Annotated in this window: 19 protein-coding genes; 10 read left to right on the plus strand and 9 right to left on the minus strand. The window is 65.1% G+C overall.

Translation table 11 applies throughout. The features are described 5' to 3' along the window. Positions 1–174: 174 nt before the first annotated feature. The 4 genes from ABXS05_RS21425 to ABXS05_RS21440 all read right to left on the minus strand — a co-directional run bounded on the left by ABXS05_RS21425 (position 175) and on the right by ABXS05_RS21440 (position 3,149). A complete protein-coding gene (locus ABXS05_RS21425; RefSeq protein ID WP_367625331.1) occupies positions 175–717 on the minus strand; it encodes a P-loop NTPase family protein in 543 nt (180 codons plus the stop codon). A gap of 97 nt (positions 718–814) precedes the next feature. Then, the gene (locus ABXS05_RS21430) at positions 815–1,546 is read right to left on the minus strand and encodes an MBL fold metallo-hydrolase (protein ID WP_367625332.1); all 732 of its coding nucleotides are present in this window, start codon (positions 1,544–1,546) and stop codon (positions 815–817) included. Between the two features lie 76 nt (positions 1,547–1,622). Continuing rightward, positions 1,623–2,300 carry an amino acid ABC transporter permease gene (locus ABXS05_RS21435; RefSeq protein WP_367625333.1) on the minus strand — a complete coding sequence of 226 codons (678 nt, stop codon included), beginning with the start codon at positions 2,298–2,300 and terminating at the stop codon, positions 1,623–1,625. A 9-nt stretch (positions 2,301–2,309) separates the two neighbouring features. Next, positions 2,310–3,149 carry an ABC transporter substrate-binding protein gene (locus ABXS05_RS21440; protein ID WP_367625334.1) on the minus strand — a complete coding sequence of 280 codons (840 nt, stop codon included), beginning with the start codon at positions 3,147–3,149 and terminating at the stop codon, positions 2,310–2,312. 133 nt (positions 3,150–3,282) lie between these two features. On the opposite strand from ABXS05_RS21440, the gene ABXS05_RS21445 reads away from it, so the two are divergent. From ABXS05_RS21445 to ABXS05_RS21470, 6 genes are all read left to right on the plus strand, one after another. After that, positions 3,283–4,194 (plus strand): LysR substrate-binding domain-containing protein, encoded by a 912-nt coding sequence (locus tag ABXS05_RS21445; protein ID WP_367625335.1) that lies wholly within the window; start codon positions 3,283–3,285, stop codon positions 4,192–4,194. A gap of 119 nt (positions 4,195–4,313) precedes the next feature. Then, a complete protein-coding gene (locus ABXS05_RS21450) occupies positions 4,314–4,919 on the plus strand; it encodes a YceI family protein (protein ID WP_311932948.1) in 606 nt (201 codons plus the stop codon). A 14-nt stretch (positions 4,920–4,933) separates the two neighbouring features. Next, complete coding sequence (locus tag ABXS05_RS21455) at positions 4,934–5,494, plus strand: cytochrome b (RefSeq protein ID WP_367625336.1); 561 nt, start codon at positions 4,934–4,936, stop codon at positions 5,492–5,494. Positions 5,495–5,570: 76 nt separating this feature from the next. After that, positions 5,571–6,230: a nitrile hydratase subunit beta gene (nthB, locus tag ABXS05_RS21460; RefSeq protein ID WP_367625337.1), complete on the plus strand. Its 660-nt coding sequence runs from the start codon at positions 5,571–5,573 to the stop codon at positions 6,228–6,230. Beyond that, positions 6,217–6,465 (plus strand): nitrile hydratase accessory protein, encoded by a 249-nt coding sequence (locus ABXS05_RS21465; RefSeq protein WP_376717605.1) that lies wholly within the window; start codon positions 6,217–6,219, stop codon positions 6,463–6,465. The genes nthB and ABXS05_RS21465 overlap by 14 nt, the downstream gene beginning before the upstream one ends. Continuing rightward, positions 6,462–7,091: a DUF1287 domain-containing protein gene (locus ABXS05_RS21470; protein WP_367625338.1), complete on the plus strand. Its 630-nt coding sequence runs from the start codon at positions 6,462–6,464 to the stop codon at positions 7,089–7,091. Before ABXS05_RS21465 ends, ABXS05_RS21470 begins: the two co-directional genes overlap by 4 nt. A gap of 66 nt (positions 7,092–7,157) precedes the next feature. On the opposite strand, the gene ABXS05_RS21475 is transcribed toward ABXS05_RS21470, so the two are convergent. The 5 genes from ABXS05_RS21475 to ABXS05_RS21495 all read right to left on the minus strand — a co-directional run bounded on the left by ABXS05_RS21475 (position 7,158) and on the right by ABXS05_RS21495 (position 12,345). Next, a complete protein-coding gene (locus ABXS05_RS21475) occupies positions 7,158–7,499 on the minus strand; it encodes an endonuclease domain-containing protein (protein WP_367625339.1) in 342 nt (113 codons plus the stop codon). A gap of 106 nt (positions 7,500–7,605) precedes the next feature. Continuing rightward, positions 7,606–9,042 (minus strand): homospermidine synthase, encoded by a 1,437-nt coding sequence (locus ABXS05_RS21480; protein ID WP_367625340.1) that lies wholly within the window; start codon positions 9,040–9,042, stop codon positions 7,606–7,608. 134 nt (positions 9,043–9,176) lie between these two features. Then, positions 9,177–9,743 carry a GNAT family N-acetyltransferase gene (locus ABXS05_RS21485; RefSeq protein ID WP_311932956.1) on the minus strand — a complete coding sequence of 189 codons (567 nt, stop codon included), beginning with the start codon at positions 9,741–9,743 and terminating at the stop codon, positions 9,177–9,179. 168 nt (positions 9,744–9,911) lie between these two features. After that, positions 9,912–11,042 carry a type III PLP-dependent enzyme gene (locus tag ABXS05_RS21490; RefSeq protein WP_311932958.1) on the minus strand — a complete coding sequence of 377 codons (1,131 nt, stop codon included), beginning with the start codon at positions 11,040–11,042 and terminating at the stop codon, positions 9,912–9,914. 670 nt (positions 11,043–11,712) lie between these two features. Then, complete coding sequence (locus ABXS05_RS21495) at positions 11,713–12,345, minus strand: DUF2239 family protein (RefSeq protein WP_367625341.1); 633 nt, start codon at positions 12,343–12,345, stop codon at positions 11,713–11,715. A gap of 188 nt (positions 12,346–12,533) precedes the next feature. Here ABXS05_RS21495 and ABXS05_RS21500 point away from each other — a divergent pair, with 188 nt between their 5' ends. From ABXS05_RS21500 to ABXS05_RS21515, 4 genes are all read left to right on the plus strand, one after another. Beyond that, entirely contained in the window at positions 12,534–13,022 is a 489-nt protein-coding gene (locus ABXS05_RS21500) for a DUF305 domain-containing protein (protein ID WP_311932962.1), read from the plus strand. 11 nt (positions 13,023–13,033) lie between these two features. Continuing rightward, positions 13,034–14,488 carry a YncE family protein gene (locus ABXS05_RS21505; RefSeq protein ID WP_367625342.1) on the plus strand — a complete coding sequence of 485 codons (1,455 nt, stop codon included), beginning with the start codon at positions 13,034–13,036 and terminating at the stop codon, positions 14,486–14,488. Between the two features lie 66 nt (positions 14,489–14,554). Then, complete coding sequence (locus tag ABXS05_RS21510; protein WP_311932966.1) at positions 14,555–15,082, plus strand: RNA polymerase sigma factor; 528 nt, start codon at positions 14,555–14,557, stop codon at positions 15,080–15,082. Beyond that, positions 15,079–15,855: an anti-sigma factor family protein gene (locus ABXS05_RS21515; protein WP_367625343.1), complete on the plus strand. Its 777-nt coding sequence runs from the start codon at positions 15,079–15,081 to the stop codon at positions 15,853–15,855. The genes ABXS05_RS21510 and ABXS05_RS21515 overlap by 4 nt, the downstream gene beginning before the upstream one ends. The last annotated feature ends 48 nt before the right edge of the window (positions 15,856–15,903 follow it).

Here is a 15,903-nt window from a genome sequence, read left to right on the forward strand (position 1 = left end):
AAATCCCTCTTCGCTGAGACTTACCGCGCATTGCGACAAGCCGGAAAGCCACCAAAACTGGCTCTCATCGCCTTGGCCCGAAAGATTCTCGTCACTCTCAATGCCATCGTGCGAGATCAGGTCACCTTCAAGGCATGACACTCGCTCAACTACAGTTGCCAGGAAGGGTGGCCCCTACAGATTCCAGGCTCGATAGAGCTCGTTGAGCGCCTTCGCTGTATGGCATTCGACCGCGGGCAGGCCGGATTTGCCGATGATTGCTGCATACTTGCCGCTGCTGTCACGAGTCTTGACCAGGATCCAGTGGATCATCTCCCATTTGAGGCTGTCCTGGGTGCCTTCCAGGTGGCCGGCCCGGCTGGAGCGATTCACCAGCGTGCGCTTGAGATAGCGATAGAAGCGCAGCCAGTGATGGGAGGTGATTAGGATCGCGCCCGTGGCCCGGGCGAAGCGCTGCGGCATCAGGCGCGAATAATTGCCCTCCATCACCCAGCGCTCTCCCATGATGGCAGCATCGTGCAGGGCCTTGAACTCGGCCTCCGGCCGGGGCTGCCAATCGGTATGGGGCCGATGGCTGAACTGGTCGAGATGCACGGCGGGCACGCCAAGCTTTCTGGAGAGGGCGACGGCGAGCGTCGACTTGCCGGCATTGGAAGGGCCGAGGACGACGATGCGCTCGCCGAGGCAGGCCAAATCTTTCACGGTCGTGGGCAGCATGGTGGCACCGATCATGAAAATTGGGGGCGAGCCCAATGCGCCAGGCAGGTGGCGTTGTCAATGGCGGATCGATCAATGCCGCTTGCCGCCGACTCAATCACCTCTCTGCATCGCCGTCCCGCAAATAGCCCCGGGCGATCGCCTGCATGGTGGCACGGTCCATGCTGGCGCCGTGACCGCCATGGGCCACGGCGACGTCAAGTTGGGCGAGGCGCTCCATCGTCTGGCGATAGACTGTCCTGTCGGCGCCTGGCACGTCGTCGACGAGGCCGCCGCGATAGATCGCATCGCCACTGAAGAACAGGCCGTCGTGCTCGTCCAGCAGCCCGATCGATCCGGGGGAATGGCCGGGCAGATGCAGCACGTGCAGCCGGGCATTGCCGAGATCGAGGCTGTCGCCTTCTGTCAGGAGCGTCGTCAGGGGAGCGGGAGTGAGGCTGAAATCGGCGGCCCGCCAAGCCGGAGTCGGCAGCTGCGTGACGGCTTCGTCGATGTCCCGGAACAACGCAGCAAGCGTCTCGCCGTCGCGCATCTCGGCGAAGGCAGCCTGTTCGGCGGCGTGACCGAAACGCCGCTCGAATTCATGAAAGGAGCCGACATGATCGACATGGCCGTGGCTCGCCACCGCCAGGACGGGCTTGCCTGGGGTAAGATCGAGGGCGTCTCGCAATGAGGCCAGGCCCATGCCGAAGTCGAGCACCAGGTCGGCGTCGCGGCCCCTGAGATGGAAGATGTTGGCCTGGAAGAAGGAATGGACGAAAGGCTCCCACAGTCGGGTCAGGTCGGGCGCGAGGTGTTCCTTGGCAAACCAGGTGTTGGAAAGGGCCACGGTTATGCCGTTCCTCCAGGATGCGGGCGCGATGTCTTCGCACGGGGCAGTGCGATGGCAGCGGAAGGCAGGGCCATCAGCGCCGGCCTCTTGCGAAGAGTGCCTCGGTCCGCATCTGGATGGCGGTCAGGATCGAGACCATGACGAGATAGTAGACCAGCGCCGCGCCATACCACTCCATGAAGCGGAAGCTGGTGGCGATCGCATATTGGGTGACGGTCATCAGTTCCTTGAGCGAGATCACCGTGGCGAGCGAGGTCGTCTTCAGGAGCGTGATGAACTCGCTCATCAGGGCGGGCAGGGCGATGCGCATGGCCTGGGGCAGCGTGATCAGGACGAAGATCTGGCCGCGATGCAGGCCGAGCGCCGCCCCGGCTTCGCGCTGCCCCGGACCCACCGCCGCGAAGGCGCTGCGCAGGATCTCGGTGAGATAGGCGACCTGGATCAGGGTGAGTGCGATGAAGGCGGCCAGGAAGGGCGAGAACCAGCCCGCCCGAAATAGCGGAGAGAGCTGGGGCAGCCCGTTCCAGATGAACAGCAGCACCAGCAAAGCCGGCGTACCGCGCAGCAGCCAGACATAGCCGACGACGCTCCAGCGCAGCAGGCGTCGCGGCGAGGTGGCCAGGGAGGCCGTGCCCATGGCCGTCACCATCGAAACGGCCATCACGGCAAGCGACAGGGCGACGGTCAAAAGGGCGCCTTCGGCCAGGGGCCAGCCGAAGACGGCGTCGAGGAAAAGCTGGAAGTCGAACATTGCGCCGCTTCATCGAGCCGCAGCGCCATCGACTTCGACGGCCTCGGGCGACAGGTTCCACTTCTTTAGCATGTCCTGCATGCGGCCTTCGGCCTTCAAGGCTTCGAGGCCGGCCCGGACGGCCTTGCGGTCGCCGGCATCCTTGCGCAGGTAGATCGCGTAATATTCCTTGTTCGGATAGGTGTAGGGCACCTGCAACCGGCCGGGCGTCTGGGCCATGCGATAGGCTGCCGTGGTGTCCAGCGTGATGGTGCCGGCGGCCCGGCCGACGAGGATCTGCTGGATGACGGCCGAGGCTGAAGGATAGGGCTGCAGCACGGCCTCGGGCCGGCCGGCCTTGGCGAAGGTGGCATTGAGGGCGGCAAGCGTCGGTTCGAAGGTGGTGCCCGCCTCGACGGCGACGGTCTTGCCGCTGAAATCCTCGGGCACCTTGGTCCCGCTGTCGCCGGCGGCCGTCACCATCACGGTGGAGGTCGTGAAATAACCGATGCCGTCATATTTCTGCAGCCGCTCGGGCCTGAGCGTGATGCCGCTCATGACGGCATCGCAACGCTGGGAATCGAGCGAGGGCAGGAGGCCCTTGAAGTCGCCGACGACATAGTCGGTCTTGGCGCCCCATTGCTGGGCCAGCGCCTCAGCGACGTCGATCTCGAAACCGACAAGGGCCTTGTCGCCGGGCTTGTCGTAGAATTCCATCGGCGGGAACTCGCCGGAGGTACAGACCTTGAAGGTGCCGTTCCTAGCGAAGGAGGGCACATCCGCCGCCCAGGTTGCCTCCGTGGAAACGCTGAGGAGGGCAGCAAACCCGCAGAAAGCGGTGCATGCAAAATGGGTCTTCGTCGAGCGCATGGATGCGTTCCCTTCGTGCCGTGGTTTCGGCTGTTCTGCTCTGGATCACCCGACTGTCCGGCACGCGATGCATGGAAACAAGCTAAATGTTCTGCTAGTTTTAGCGTGATTGAAACTAAACAATTAGGGGCGCATGCTTCCGCCACTTCATGCTTTCAAGGTCTTCGAGGTCGTGGCCCGGCTCGGTCATGTCGGGGCCGCTGCCGCCGAGTTGCATGTCACGCCGGGTGCCGTGAGCCAGCAGTTACGCTCGCTGCAACTCCATCTCGGCATGGATCTCTTCGCGAAGGTGGGGCGCCGGCTCGTGTTGACGGAGGCCGGCCTGACACTGCAGCAATCCGTCGGGGTCGCCATGGCCGAGATCGGCGAGGGTGTGCGCAATCTTTCGGCGCAGCGGATCGACCGCCGGGCCGAGGTCGTGGTGAATCTCTGCATTCCGCCCGTGCTGGGGACGACCTGGCTCGCGCCCCGTCTGTTCGCCTTCATGGCCGACCACCGCCACCTCAGGCTGAATGTTGCCACCGGCGTCGAATTCCATGCCATCGACTGGCGCAGGAGCGATGTCGCCATCGTCTATGGCAACCCGCCCTGGCCGGGCTTCTGGTGGCGCATGCTGCACGGCGTCTATCTGATGCCGGTCTGCAGCCCGCAATTGCTGCGTGGGCCGCATGCCATCCGCCACCCCGCCGACGTGCTGCATCACCGGCTGCTGCACGAGGACGATGGATCGGAGTGGCGCCGCTGGCTGGCGCAGGCCCGGGTGAAATATCCGGGCGCGGCCGACATCTATTTCGGCGACTTCGCCCTCATTCTCCAGGCGGCCCGGGACGGCCATGGCGTCGCCCTGGTCGACGACGTGATCTCGGCCCGCGATCTCGACGAAGGCCGGCTGGTCCAGCCGCTGACGCAGCGCGTGCCGGCGGCCAAGAATTATCATTGCATCTGCAGCGAGGAGACCCTCGCCAAGCCCGAGATCGGCGCTTTGGTCGACTGGTTGATCGATCAGGCCTCGCGCACGCCGGTGCCGCGGATCGGCCTGGGCTAGCAGCAAGTACTCGTTCACCCCGTTGTGATCAGCCCATCGTCCAGGATACGAATAAAATCCAGCACGGTGTGTTTTCCAGACGAACCCTTCTTCGCGACGGATCGAGACGGAACTGAGCCATGACCACCGCAAGTATGACCACAGCAAGACTGAAGAGGCTCTCCCTGGGAGCCATACCCCTGATCGCCTGCTTGCTCGGCGCTAGCCAGGCCGATTCCGCCCAGGCGCGCAACTGGCGCATCAATCCGGCCAGGACGTCCGTCGGCTTCGTCGTCGACGGCATCGGCTGGCCGCGTACCAAGGGGCGTTTCCACGATTTCGACGGCAGGATCTCGATCAATTTCGACAATCCGGCCGCCAGCCGCGTCAGCTTCAAGGTTGCGGCAAAATCGGTCGATGTCGGCTCGCCCTCCTTCAACGATTACCTGCGCACCGATGCCTTCTTCAATGTGGCGCAGTATCCGACCATCACCTTCACCTCCACCAGGGTCGAGAAGGTCGATGGCAGCCATGCCCGGGTCACAGGCGACCTCACCATCCGCGGGATCACCCGCCCGCTCACCATCGATGTCGCCCTGGACAAGCCGGCCGACAAGGCAAGCTCGCAGATCGGCTTCCGGGCGACGGGCGTGATCAAGCGGCTCGCCTTCAACATGAGTGCGGGTTTTCCGGCGATCAGCAACGATGTCGACCTGATCGTCACCACCGAGGCGCAGGCTCAGTGACGGGAGGCGTGGTGATGAAGGCGAGGCCTTCCCTCCGCCATCGCTGGAGCGCCACCGGGCAATTGTTGCACTGGTCCTGCGCTGCCCTCATCCTGTTCATGCTGGGGCTCGGCCTTGCCATGGTGGAATGGGTGGAGGACCAGGGCCAGCGCTTCGATCTCTATCAGCTGCATAAGAGCCTTGGCGCCCTCGTCTTCCTGTTGATGGCGCTGCGCGCCGCCTGGCGCCTTCTGGCCCGGGCGCCGGTCTTGCCGGAGAGCATGCCGCGTCATGAGCGGGTGCTGAGCAAGGCGGTGCATGTCGCCCTCTACGGGCTGATCTTCGCCATGCTCGTCACCGGCTATGTGATGATCTCAGCCTCGCCGCTACCGCTGCCGATCCAGCTGCCGGGGGGAGGGCATGTTCCCAATCTCGTTGCGCCCGATTTCGAGCTTTCCGAGCAGATGAAGGCGCTGCACCATCGCTTCGCTTTCGTGCTGATCGCCCTTGTCCTCCTGCATGTGGCGGCGGCCCTCAAGCACTGGCTGTGGGATCGCGACGGCGTGCTGCAGAGCATGCTGCCGGGGCGGGGCTGAGGCTTCATTACTTTTGCAAAGCAGGGCCGACTCCGCGTAAGACAAGCCCCTGTTCTTGCCTTGCTCGGAGTTATCAATGAACGGTGCGCAGGACCTTGGCGGCATGATGGGCTTCGGGCCGATCGCGCCGGAAAAGGACGAGCCTTTCTTCCATGCCGCCTGGGAGAAGCGGGCGATGGCGGTGACGCTGGCGATGGGCGCGACCGGTTCCTGGCCGCTCGATGCCGGGCGCTATGCGCGCGAGAGCCTGCCGCCGGCGGATTATCTGTCCTCCTCCTATTACGAGATCTGGATCAAGGCCCTGATCAAGCTGATGCTGGCGAAAGCGCTGGTCAGCGAGGCCGAGCTTGCCGAGGGGCGGGCGATCGAGCCGGGCAAACCCCTGAAGCGCGTGATCAGGGCCGCCGAGGTGCCGGCTGCGCTCGCCGCCGGCACGCGCTGCGACCGACCGGCGAGCCGGCCCGCGCGGTTTGCCGCCGGCGAGGAGGTGCGGGCGCGCAACGAGCACAAGATCACCCATACCAGGCTGCCGCGCTATGCGCGCGGGCATCTCGGCACCGTCGTCGAAGCTCATGGCGCATTCGTGCTGCCCGACAGCAACGCCCATGGCGAAGGCGAGAACCCCGAATGGCTCTACACGGTGCGCTTCGCCGGCACCGAACTCTGGGGCCCGCAGGCCGACCCGACGCTGACAGTGATGCTCGATCTGTGGGAGAGCTACCTTGACCCCGCTTGACGCCATTCCTTCCATTCCGCGCGATCGCGGCGAGCCCGTGTTCCGCGAACCCTGGGAGGCCCGCGCCTTCGCGCTCGCCGTTTCCCTCCATGAAAAAGGCGTGTTCACCTGGCCGGAATGGGCTGAGGCGCTGGGCCGCGAGATTGCCGCTGCGCCCGCCGACGACGGCTCGCATTATTACGAGCACTGGCTGTCGGCGCTGGAAAAACTGGTGGGAAGCAAGGGCCTGACATGAATGGAATAACGCGCCGAGGGATCCTGCAGCTTGGTTTCCTAGCCCTGGCTGCCGGTGCCGGCGGTGCGGCGAAGGCGCAGCCATCCGGTGCTGGGGAAGACTGGCGCAAGGCCCTGGTGGATGCGGCGCGCAGCCAGATCGGCGTCACCACCCTCTATGATCCCGCCTATAGGCGCATCGCCTATCCCGGCGGCGACGTGGCGCCCGAGCGGGGCGTGTGCACCGACGTGGTGGTGCGCGCCTATCGCAAGGCCTTCGCCCTCGATCTCCAGCGCCTCGTGCACGAGGACATGAAGGCCGGTTTCGCCGCCTACCCGAGGAACTGGGGCATGCGGGCGCCCGATCCCAACATCGACCACCGCCGCGTGCCCAACCTGATCGCCTTCTTCAAGCGCAAGGGCACAGTGCTGCCGGTGACCGCCGATCCGGCGGACTATTTGCCGGGCGACCTGGTCACCCAGATGCTGCCGGGCAATCTGCCGCATATCCTGATCGTCTCTTCGCAGGTCGCGGCGCCGACGCCGGGGCGCCGGCTGGCGATCCACAATATCGGGCAGGGCGCGCGGGAAGAGGACACGCTGTTCGCCTTCCCGCAGACCGGCCATTTTCGCTTCGCGCCGGCGTAAAATGCCTTCTCCCCTTGTGGGAGAAGGTGGCGCGAAGCGCCGGATGAGGGGTGGACGAGGCCCCTCTCACCAAGGCAGCCCGGCCCGAGCCAAAATGGTATCCTGGATCACCGTGGGAGATTGCAGGATGTCGGCATTCCAGAACCGGACGATGGTATAGCCTTGAGCTGCCAGCCAGCTGTCACGCACCTGGTCGTGTGTGCTTTCGGCGTGCTGGGAGCCATCAGCCTCGACAATGAGGCGATACCGAAAGCAGGCGAAGTCGACGACATAGCGGCCGATCGGCACCTGGCGGCGGAACTTCAGATGAGCGAGCCCTCGTCCGCGTAACAGACGCCAAAGGGCAGCTTCGGCGTCTGTCGGATCGCCGCGCATTTTGCGGGCGAAGTCGCGTTGCTCAGGCTTCATGGTTTCGGCATCCAGAGGCCTGAGCAGTTTAGTGCTGGGAGGGGTTTCGTCCACCCCTCATCCGCCCTTCGGGCACCTTCTCCCTCAAGGGGAGAAGGTTTTTCGTTCACCGCACCAGGATGTTGCGGAACTGCCAGGGATCGGAGGTGTCGATGTCCTCCGGGAAGAAGCCCGGGCGGCCGTCGAGCGGGGTCCAGTCGGTGTAGTAGCCCTTGACCGGGCCGAGATAGGGCTTCTGCACTTCCAGGCAGCGGCGGAAGTCCATTTCATCGGCTTCGACGATGCCGGCTTCCGGATTCTCCAGGGCCCAGACCATGCCGGCCAGCACGGCCGAGGTGACCTGCATGCCGGTGGCGTTCTGGTAGGGCGCGAGCTTGCGGGTCTCCTCGACCGTGAGCTGGGAGCCGTACCAGTAGGCATTCTTGCCGTGGCCGTAGAGCAGCACGCCGAGCTCGTCGGCACCGTCCTCGATTTCCTTCTCGTCGAGGATGACGAACTTGTCCTGCGCCTTGCCGGCGGCGCCGAACATCTCGTGCAGCGAGAGTACGGCATCATTGGCCGGGTGATAGGCGTAGTGGCAGGTCGGGCGGTAGACCGCCTCGCCATTCTCGCGCACCGTCAGATAGTCGGCGATCGAGATCGCCTCGTTATGGGTGACGAGGAAGCCATATTGCGGGCCCGGCGTCGGGCACCAGCTCATCACGCGGGTGTTGGCGCCGGGCTGCAGCAGGTAGATCGCCGCGCCACAGCCCTCCTTGTGGGTGCGGCCGGTCTCGGGCATCCAGGTCTCGTGCGTGCCCCAGCCCAGCTCGGCCGGCTGCAGGCCTTCGGAGATGAAGCCTTCCACCGACCAGGTGTTGACGAACACGCCGCGGGGCTTGGGATGCTTGGCGCGCTGGGTGTCGCGCTCGGCGATGTGGATGCCCTTGACACCGACCTTGCGGGCGAGCGCCGCCCATTCCTCGCGGGTCTTGGGATCGGCCGAACCATGGCCGGTCGCCTCGGCGACGTCGAGCAGGGCCTGCTTGACGAACCAGGAGACCATGCCGGGGTTGGCGCCGCAGCAGGAAACCGCCGTCGGGCCGCCGGGCGTGCGGCGCTTGGCAGCCAGCATGCTCTCGCGCAGGGCGTAGTTGGTGCGCGCTTCCGGGCCGGCGTTCTTGTCGAAATAGAAGCCGAGCCAAGGCTCGACCACCGTATCGATATAGAGCGCGCCGAGGCTGCGGGCGAATTCCATCAGGTCGACCGAACCGGTGTCGACCGAGAGATTGACGCAGAAGCCCTGGCCGCCGCCGGCGGTGAGCAAAGGCTGCAGCAGGCTCTTGTAGTTGTCCTTGGTAACGGCCTCCTGCACGAAACGAATGCCGTGCTCCTCGATGATCTTGCGGTCGGCATCGAGCGGATGCGGGTCGATGATGACCATGCGCTCCTTGTCATATTCGAAATGACGCTCGATCAGCGGCAGCACGCCGCGACCGATCGAACCGAAACCAATGATCACGACGGGGCCGGAAATCTTACCGTAGACAGGCCATTGAGCCATTCAATCCTCCAAAATGTGCAAGCCCCAGCGTTTAGGCGCTGGGACCCGCGGGTGCAAGTTTTGTCGCGTGAATGTGAAGCAGGGATGACACGATCCCTGGGACCGCCGGCTTCCAGCCGGCTCTTTTCATCGGCTTAGGCCGCGAAACGCAGGCCGGTGTCGTTGGCCGCCTGGGCGACGAGCGCCGCGAAGTCGGGCGCGGTTTCGAGGTCGCCGGTGGCGTTCACAAGGCCGGCCGCCCCCACCAGCCCGTCGGGCACCAGCTCCAGGCCGAGGAAGCGGTTGCGCTCCACCGGGCCGGGCAGCCAGAGGCGCTCGGTGAGGTCGGTCGAAAAGCCGAAGCGGCTGTAATAGGGCGCGTCACCCACCAAGAGGATGGCCTTGTGGCCATAGTCCTGGGCATAGCCGATGCCGTGCCACATCAGGCGCGCGCCGAGGCCTTCGCTGCGATAGCGGGCATCGACCGCAAGCGGGCCCAGCAGCAGGGCCGCCCGGCCGGGGCCGGCGGAGACGTTCCACAGGCGCAGCGTGCCGATCAGGCTGCCATCATCGACGGCGGAGAAGGCCAGGCCCTTGGCCGGCAGGCGGCCTTCGCGCAGGCGCTCGCTGGTCTTGGCGAAACGGGACGGACCGAAGCAGGCGTCGAGCAGGGTCTCGCGCGCTTCGAGATGGGACGAGGATTCTTGGACAATACGGATCATGGCCGTGGCTCCTGGCAAAAGGAGAGCGACAGCCCTCGCACCGATGAAACGGCCGTACGGGACGATGAATGGAGCGCGGACATCACAGCGACATGCCTGCATGTCGCGATGTCCGCTCTTGGAAACGGGAGGCTTGAGAGAAGAGCGGACAGGATGTCCGCGCTCCGATCAAATCACCACGGAGGCCAGCGGCGGGAAGCCGTTGAAGCCGATGGTGGAATAGGTGGTGGTGTAGGCACCGCAGGCCTCGATCAGCACCTTGTCGCCGATCGACAGGCTCACGGGAAGATCATAGGGGGTCTTCTCGTAGAGCACGTCGACGCTGTCGCAGGTCGGTCCGGCCAGGACGCAGGGCGCCTTGGCATCGCCGTCCCGCTCGGTGCGGATCGGGTAGCGGATGGCCTCGTCCATGGTCTCGGCGAGGCCATGGAACTTGCCGATGTCGAGATAGACCCAGCGGATCTCGTCCGTTTCGGCCTTCTTGGACACCAGCACCACCTCGGCCTCGATCATGCCGGCATCGCCGACCATGCCGCGGCCCGGCTCGATGATGGTCTCGGGCAACTGGTTGCCGAAATGGGTGCGCAGCGCGTTGAAGATCGCCTCGCCATAGGCCGGCACGCCGGGCATGGCGCGCAGATACTTGGCCGGGAAGCCGCCACCCATGTTCACCATCGACAGCGTGATGCCACGCTCGGCCATCTCGCGGAAGATGCCGGCAGCCGTGGCCAGGGCGCTGTCCCAGGCCTGCACATTGCCCTGCTGCGAGCCGACATGGAACGACACGCCATAGGCGGTGAGGCCGAGGGCCTGCGCCTGCTCGAGCACGTCGGGCGCCATGGAAGGCGCGCAGCCGAACTTCTTCGACAGCGGCCATTCGGCGCCGGCGCCGTCGCACAGGATGCGGCAGAACACGCGCGAACCGGGAGCGACGCGGGCGATCTTCTCGACCTCGGCCACGCAGTCGACGGCGAACAGGCGCACGCCGAGCTCGAAGGCGCGGGCGATGTCACGCTCCTTCTTGATGGTGTTGCCGAAGGAGACGCGATCGGCACCGGCGCCGGTGGCGAGCACCTGCTCGATCTCGACCACGGAAGCGCAGTCGAAGCTGGAGCCGAGGCCGGCCAGCAGGTTGAGGATCTCGGGGGCCGGGTTGGCCTTGACGGCGTAGAAGACGCGGGTATCGGGGAGCGCATGCGCGAATGCCGAATAATTCCGCTCCACCACGTCGAGATCGACGACGAGCCGGGGGCCGTCGGCGGGGGTACGTCGGAGGTAGTCGAGGATGCGGTCGGTCATGGCGGGTCTCCCCAAAATCCAAAGGGTGTCACGGATCGGTGCGACGTCACCGCCGCCGCGGGGTGGAGCCGCGGACGTTCGATGCTGACGCGCCGCCCACCGCCGGAAAGGCCGGATGCCTCGCCGCGACGGGATGCAAATCGCCACGCAACGGATCAAGCCGCTGCATGGTTCGAAACTGCCTTGGATTGGATCGGGATACCCGGTCCGCACGCCTGGCAAAGAGAAACAAGCCTCTTCAGTCGCTGGATATGGAAACCAGCCGAGACCAAAAAAGCCCGCTTCGTCGTTGCTTCAAGCTGCGTCCCCCGCGGAGTACGGGGTTCACCGGTCGCCTCCGGCTGCCGATCGTTGTTCGGGATTCGATGATTTCGGCACGTCATGCCTGATCACCTCAAGGGACCACTGCCGCGATCCCTAGTCCATCCCTGGCGACCGTCCAGCCTCTTGTCTGGATGTCCACCGACCGACACGCGGCCACAGGCACGTGCGAAATTGGGCAAGCCGGGAAATAGGAAGAATGGACGTCATATGCAAGAAAAATTTTCGCCCGGGCCGAAATTTTTCTGCGCTGCAAAAACTGAAAATTCACGTGGCCGGCAAAGGAGTTATGCCGGGGCACCCGCTCACGCGCCAGCCAGGGGTGCTGAAGCGGGGCCATGGGCCGGTTTCAGGCGCGAAGACCGCCATTTGCGGACGGGTAACGGACATGCCCGTTGCCGCTGCCCTGCGCTGTGGCGGTGTTGGTCGTGAAGGCGGCTTCGGCCAGCTTGTGTGCATGCCTGCTGACGTCGTCAGGCCAGTCGGCGATCATGGCAGCGAATTTTTCGTCATCGCCGGCGAACAGGGCGCGAATCGCTTCCTCGTAATGCGGCTCGTTGCCGGCCATGGCGCTCATGAAGCGATAGGCGGCCTCGCGCGCCTCGCGCAGCCGGTCTGTCGCCTCGGAGGCATGGCGCGCTTCGTCCACCAGGCGGCGCAGGGCCACGGAGGCCCCACCCGGCTGCGAGGCCAGCCAATCCCAATGACGCGGCAGCAGGGTGATCTCACGGGCGACGACGCCGAGCTTCGGACGCCCCGGCCCGCGCGGCGGCGGCTCGATCAGGGCATAGCGATTGCGGATGTCCTCCGCGCTGCCGCGCAGGTCGAGATCGACAGGCCGGCCGGTGGTATCCTCGAACACCTGCACGGGCGAAGCCTCGCCCGCATCCTGGGCCTGGCGGATGGCCAGCGCAACGGTAATGGCATCGCCCTCGGCCAGACATCTGCGCCCGGCAAAGGCGATGAGGGCAAGATGGGTCATGATCCCTGATCCTGTTGGACGCGCAAAATAGGCCCGGGTGGAATTCATGTCAATATTATCCGGGTGAATATGGATCTCAGCCACTGGAAACGAGACTGCAGAGAAAAATGTCTGCAAGCGGTGGAATAAACGCCGCCTCCGGTTGTCCACCCATCCGAAGGGGTTCGAAACATCACGGGACAGCAAACATGATCGTTCAGCGCAGGGCCGCCCTCGTCGGGCTGGCCTGGATCCTGGCAGCCGGCTCCGTGCCGGCTGTCGCCGACGACACGGCGCATCACGGACACGAGGCCATGCCGGCCTCCGCCGAAACGCCGTTCCTCCAGGAAAACGATGCGGCCATGTCGAAGATGATGAGCGCGATGGCGGTCAAGCCGACCGGCAATGTCGATCGCGACTTCACCGAGATGATGATCCCCCATCACCAGGGGGCGATCGACATGGCGCAGACCTATCTGCGTTATGGCCGCAACGAGCAGCTCAGGCGCATCGCCCAGGAAATCATCGTCGAGCAGCAGCAGGAAATCGCCGCCATGCGGCTGGCGCTCGGGGACCCGCCGCCGGCTCCGGCTGCGGCGCCCACGCAGGCCAGCCCCGCCGTTGACCTCTCCCTCAATCCACCCGCCGACGCCAGTTCCCCGCCTCCCGCCATGTCGATGACGGGAACGGACAAATGAAGGACTCATGCATGCATCGCATTCTCTTCGCTCTCGGCCTTCTTGCAGGCACCATGCTGGCACCGGCCGCCGCTTCCGCGGGACAGATACCCGGCCCTGCATCGGCGGCGGATATCCCGATCAGCCACAAGGATCGCCTTTATGCGGCCGAGCAGTTCTCGAACACCGTCTCGGTGAGCGATCCCGTCGACAACAGGCTGCTGGGCGTCATCCGGCTCGGTGATCCCCAGCCGGGCAATCTCAGCCCGCTCTACAAGGGCCAGGTGCTGGTCCATGGCATGGGGTTCTCGCCCGACCACAAGACACTGGCCGTGGTTTCGATCGGCTCCAATTCCGTGACCTTCATCGACACGGCGACCAATGCGGTCAAGCACACCACCTATGTCGGGCGTTCCCCGCATGAAGCCTTCTTCACGCCTGATGGGCGCGAAGTCTGGGTGACGGTGCGGGGCGAGGACTATGTCTCCGTCATCGATGCCGGCAGCTTCGAGGAAAAGCTCCGGATCAAGGTTCCGGGTGGCCCTGGCATGCAGATCTTCTCGCCGGACGGCAAATATGGCTATGTCTGCTCCTCGTTCAATCCGCAGACCGTGGTCATTTCCCTCGCCGACCACAAGATCGTCGGAAGCGTCAAGCAGGCGAGCCCCTTCTGCCCGAACATCGCCGCTTCGGCCGATGGCAAGCAGGTGTGGTTCACCCTCAAGGACATCGGCAAGACGCAGGTCTTCAAGGCCGAACCTCCCTTCGATCTCGTCAAGACGCTGGATACCGGCCCGATCACCAATCACGTCAACCTCGTGGTCAACAAGAAAGGCAGCTTCGCCTATGTCACCGTCGGCGGGTCGAACGAGGTGAAGGTGTTCCGCACCGATGATTTCAAGGAGGTCGCGACCATTCCGGTCGGCAATCTGCCGCACGGCATCTGGCCCTCGGGCGATGGCAGCCGGGTCTATGTCGGGCTCGAGAATGCCGACCAGTTTGCCGTCATCGACACCTTGACCAACCAGGTGATCGCCACCATTCCGATCGGACAGGCGCCCCAGGCCGTGGCCTATGTCCCCAATGCCGTGCCCGAGGGCGATGGCCTGCAGAACCTGATGCCGCTCGGCGCCGCCGGCGAGGCCGCCCATCTCAAGCTCGCGCCCAGAGGTGCCGGTAGCAAGACCGCTGCGACCAGCGTATCCTTGTTCGATCAGGGCCTGACCCAGATTCTCCAGGCGGCGGTCAGTGGCCTCGAACCGAAGAAGCCCTATGTCCTTGCGCTGTCGAGCCGGGCGGATGGGGGTGGGGCGCTGCAGCCGCTCTCGACCTTCACCACGAACCCGGCTGGTTCCGCCATCGTCAACGCCGTCGGACCGATACGCCAGATCGTCGAAGCCAGGCATGAGGATGAAAGGCGTTTTCTGGTGGTTGCAACCTCCACCGAAGGAAAAGCCGGTGACGTGGTCCAGGTGCAGGTTCAATGAGTAGCGGGCGCGCTCGCCTCGGCCATGCCGGTGGGCGCGCCGTCGACCGGAAGCAGTGTCAAGGCCATGAGTGATCTGCAACGGCTCGTCGAGCCGATGATCCCCGCTCTGCGACGGTATGCCCGCGCCTTGCTGCGGGACACCGTCGCTGCCGATGACCTGGTCCAGGATTGCCTGGAACGGGTGGTCGCCCATTGGCAGCAGCGGCGCGGCAAGGATCCGCGCACCTGGGCTTTTGCCATCCTGCACAATCTCGCCGTCAACCGTATGCGGCAGAAGGCGCGGCGCGGCGACCATCTGCCGTTCGAGGCTGTCGAAGAGGGCGTCCTTGCCCGCCGGCCGGCCCAGGAAGACGCCTTGGTCCAGGCCGAACTCGTCTCGGCACTGGCGCAGCTTCCGGATGACCAGCGCAGCCTGCTCCTCCTGGTCGGTGTCGAAGATCTTTCCTATGCCCAGGTTTCCGAGATATTGGCGATCCCGATCGGAACCGTGATGTCGAGGCTGTCGCGTGCCCGCGAGCGCCTGCGGCAGCTTCTTGAAAACTCTGATCGATCTGCCACCAGGCGCGGCGGCCATCTGCGGAGCGTGAAATGATCGACAAGCCGATTTCCGAGGATGATCTCCACGCCTATATCGATGGCGCTCTGGACGAGGCCCGCCGCGCGGAGATCGCCTCCTATCTCGAGGCACATCCCGAGATTGCGGCCCGCTTCGGATCCTATGCCGATGATCGCTCCGGCTTGCGATCCGCCTTCGCCGCGATCGCGGAAGAACCCATTCCGACCAGGCTCAACCTGGCCCATATGATCGATCGGCAGCGGCGGCCACGCATTTCCGGATTGTGGGCTGCGGCGGCGGCCGTTCTGCTTCTTGCCGTCGGCGGATCCGGGGGATGGCTGTTGCGCGAGATGACGTCCATACCCCAGGAGGGCGTGGGCGCCCTGGCCCGCGAGGCGTCGGCGAATTTCAGCGCCTATGCTTCCGACAACGTCAGGCCGGTGGAAATCCGCGCCGACAAGGCCACGGAACTGGCCGATTGGGCGGCCGAACGGATGGGGCGCAAGCCTGCCTTGCCCGACCTGTCGAAGGCAGGTTACCGGCTGATGGGCGGGCGGGTGGTGTCCACGCCCCACGGCCCGGCGCTCATGCTGATGTATGACGACGACCGTGGCGGCCGCCTCGTGATGCTGACAAGGCCGATGGCCGTGGACCAGGACAAGGCGATGGCCGCCCATTCCGAAGGCAAGGTCGACGGCTGGAGCTGGGCAAGCCGCGGCATGGGCTACAGCCTCGTCGGAACGATGCCGGCCGAGGCGCTGCATCCCCTGGCCGACGATATCCGCAGGCAGGTTTCGGGAGACATATAGGCGTTGCGCCCAACCCCGCCCGGGGGCGCGGCAGGTCAGCATGGCCGA

Origin of the sequence: Labrys neptuniae, from assembly GCF_040797145.1 — a bacterium.
GTDB lineage: Bacteria > Pseudomonadota > Alphaproteobacteria > Rhizobiales > Labraceae > Labrys > Labrys neptuniae.

Excerpts from the sequence above, each read along its gene's own strand:
- ABXS05_RS21425 (WP_367625331.1), bottom strand. The coding sequence starts at position 717 with ATGCTGCCCACGACCGTGAAAGATTTGGCCTGCCTCGGCGAGCGCATC.
- ABXS05_RS21435 (WP_367625333.1), bottom strand. The coding sequence starts at position 2,300 with ATGTTCGACTTCCAGCTTTTCCTCGACGCCGTCTTCGGCTGGCCCCTG.
- ABXS05_RS21440 (WP_367625334.1), bottom strand. The coding sequence starts at position 3,149 with ATGCGCTCGACGAAGACCCATTTTGCATGCACCGCTTTCTGCGGGTTT.
- ABXS05_RS21445 (WP_367625335.1), top strand. The coding sequence starts at position 3,283 with ATGCTTCCGCCACTTCATGCTTTCAAGGTCTTCGAGGTCGTGGCCCGG.
- ABXS05_RS21450 (WP_311932948.1), top strand. The coding sequence starts at position 4,314 with ATGACCACCGCAAGTATGACCACAGCAAGACTGAAGAGGCTCTCCCTG.
- ABXS05_RS21455 (WP_367625336.1), top strand. The coding sequence starts at position 4,934 with ATGAAGGCGAGGCCTTCCCTCCGCCATCGCTGGAGCGCCACCGGGCAA.
- nthB (WP_367625337.1), top strand. The coding sequence starts at position 5,571 with ATGAACGGTGCGCAGGACCTTGGCGGCATGATGGGCTTCGGGCCGATC.
- ABXS05_RS21470 (WP_367625338.1), top strand. The coding sequence starts at position 6,462 with ATGAATGGAATAACGCGCCGAGGGATCCTGCAGCTTGGTTTCCTAGCC.
- ABXS05_RS21475 (WP_367625339.1), bottom strand. The coding sequence starts at position 7,499 with ATGAAGCCTGAGCAACGCGACTTCGCCCGCAAAATGCGCGGCGATCCG.
- ABXS05_RS21480 (WP_367625340.1), bottom strand. The coding sequence starts at position 9,042 with ATGGCTCAATGGCCTGTCTACGGTAAGATTTCCGGCCCCGTCGTGATC.
- ABXS05_RS21485 (WP_311932956.1), bottom strand. The coding sequence starts at position 9,743 with ATGATCCGTATTGTCCAAGAATCCTCGTCCCATCTCGAAGCGCGCGAG.
- ABXS05_RS21490 (WP_311932958.1), bottom strand. The coding sequence starts at position 11,042 with ATGACCGACCGCATCCTCGACTACCTCCGACGTACCCCCGCCGACGGC.
- ABXS05_RS21495 (WP_367625341.1), bottom strand. The coding sequence starts at position 12,345 with ATGACCCATCTTGCCCTCATCGCCTTTGCCGGGCGCAGATGTCTGGCC.
- ABXS05_RS21500 (WP_311932962.1), top strand. The coding sequence starts at position 12,534 with ATGATCGTTCAGCGCAGGGCCGCCCTCGTCGGGCTGGCCTGGATCCTG.
- ABXS05_RS21505 (WP_367625342.1), top strand. The coding sequence starts at position 13,034 with ATGCATCGCATTCTCTTCGCTCTCGGCCTTCTTGCAGGCACCATGCTG.
- ABXS05_RS21510 (WP_311932966.1), top strand. The coding sequence starts at position 14,555 with ATGAGTGATCTGCAACGGCTCGTCGAGCCGATGATCCCCGCTCTGCGA.
- ABXS05_RS21515 (WP_367625343.1), top strand. The coding sequence starts at position 15,079 with ATGATCGACAAGCCGATTTCCGAGGATGATCTCCACGCCTATATCGAT.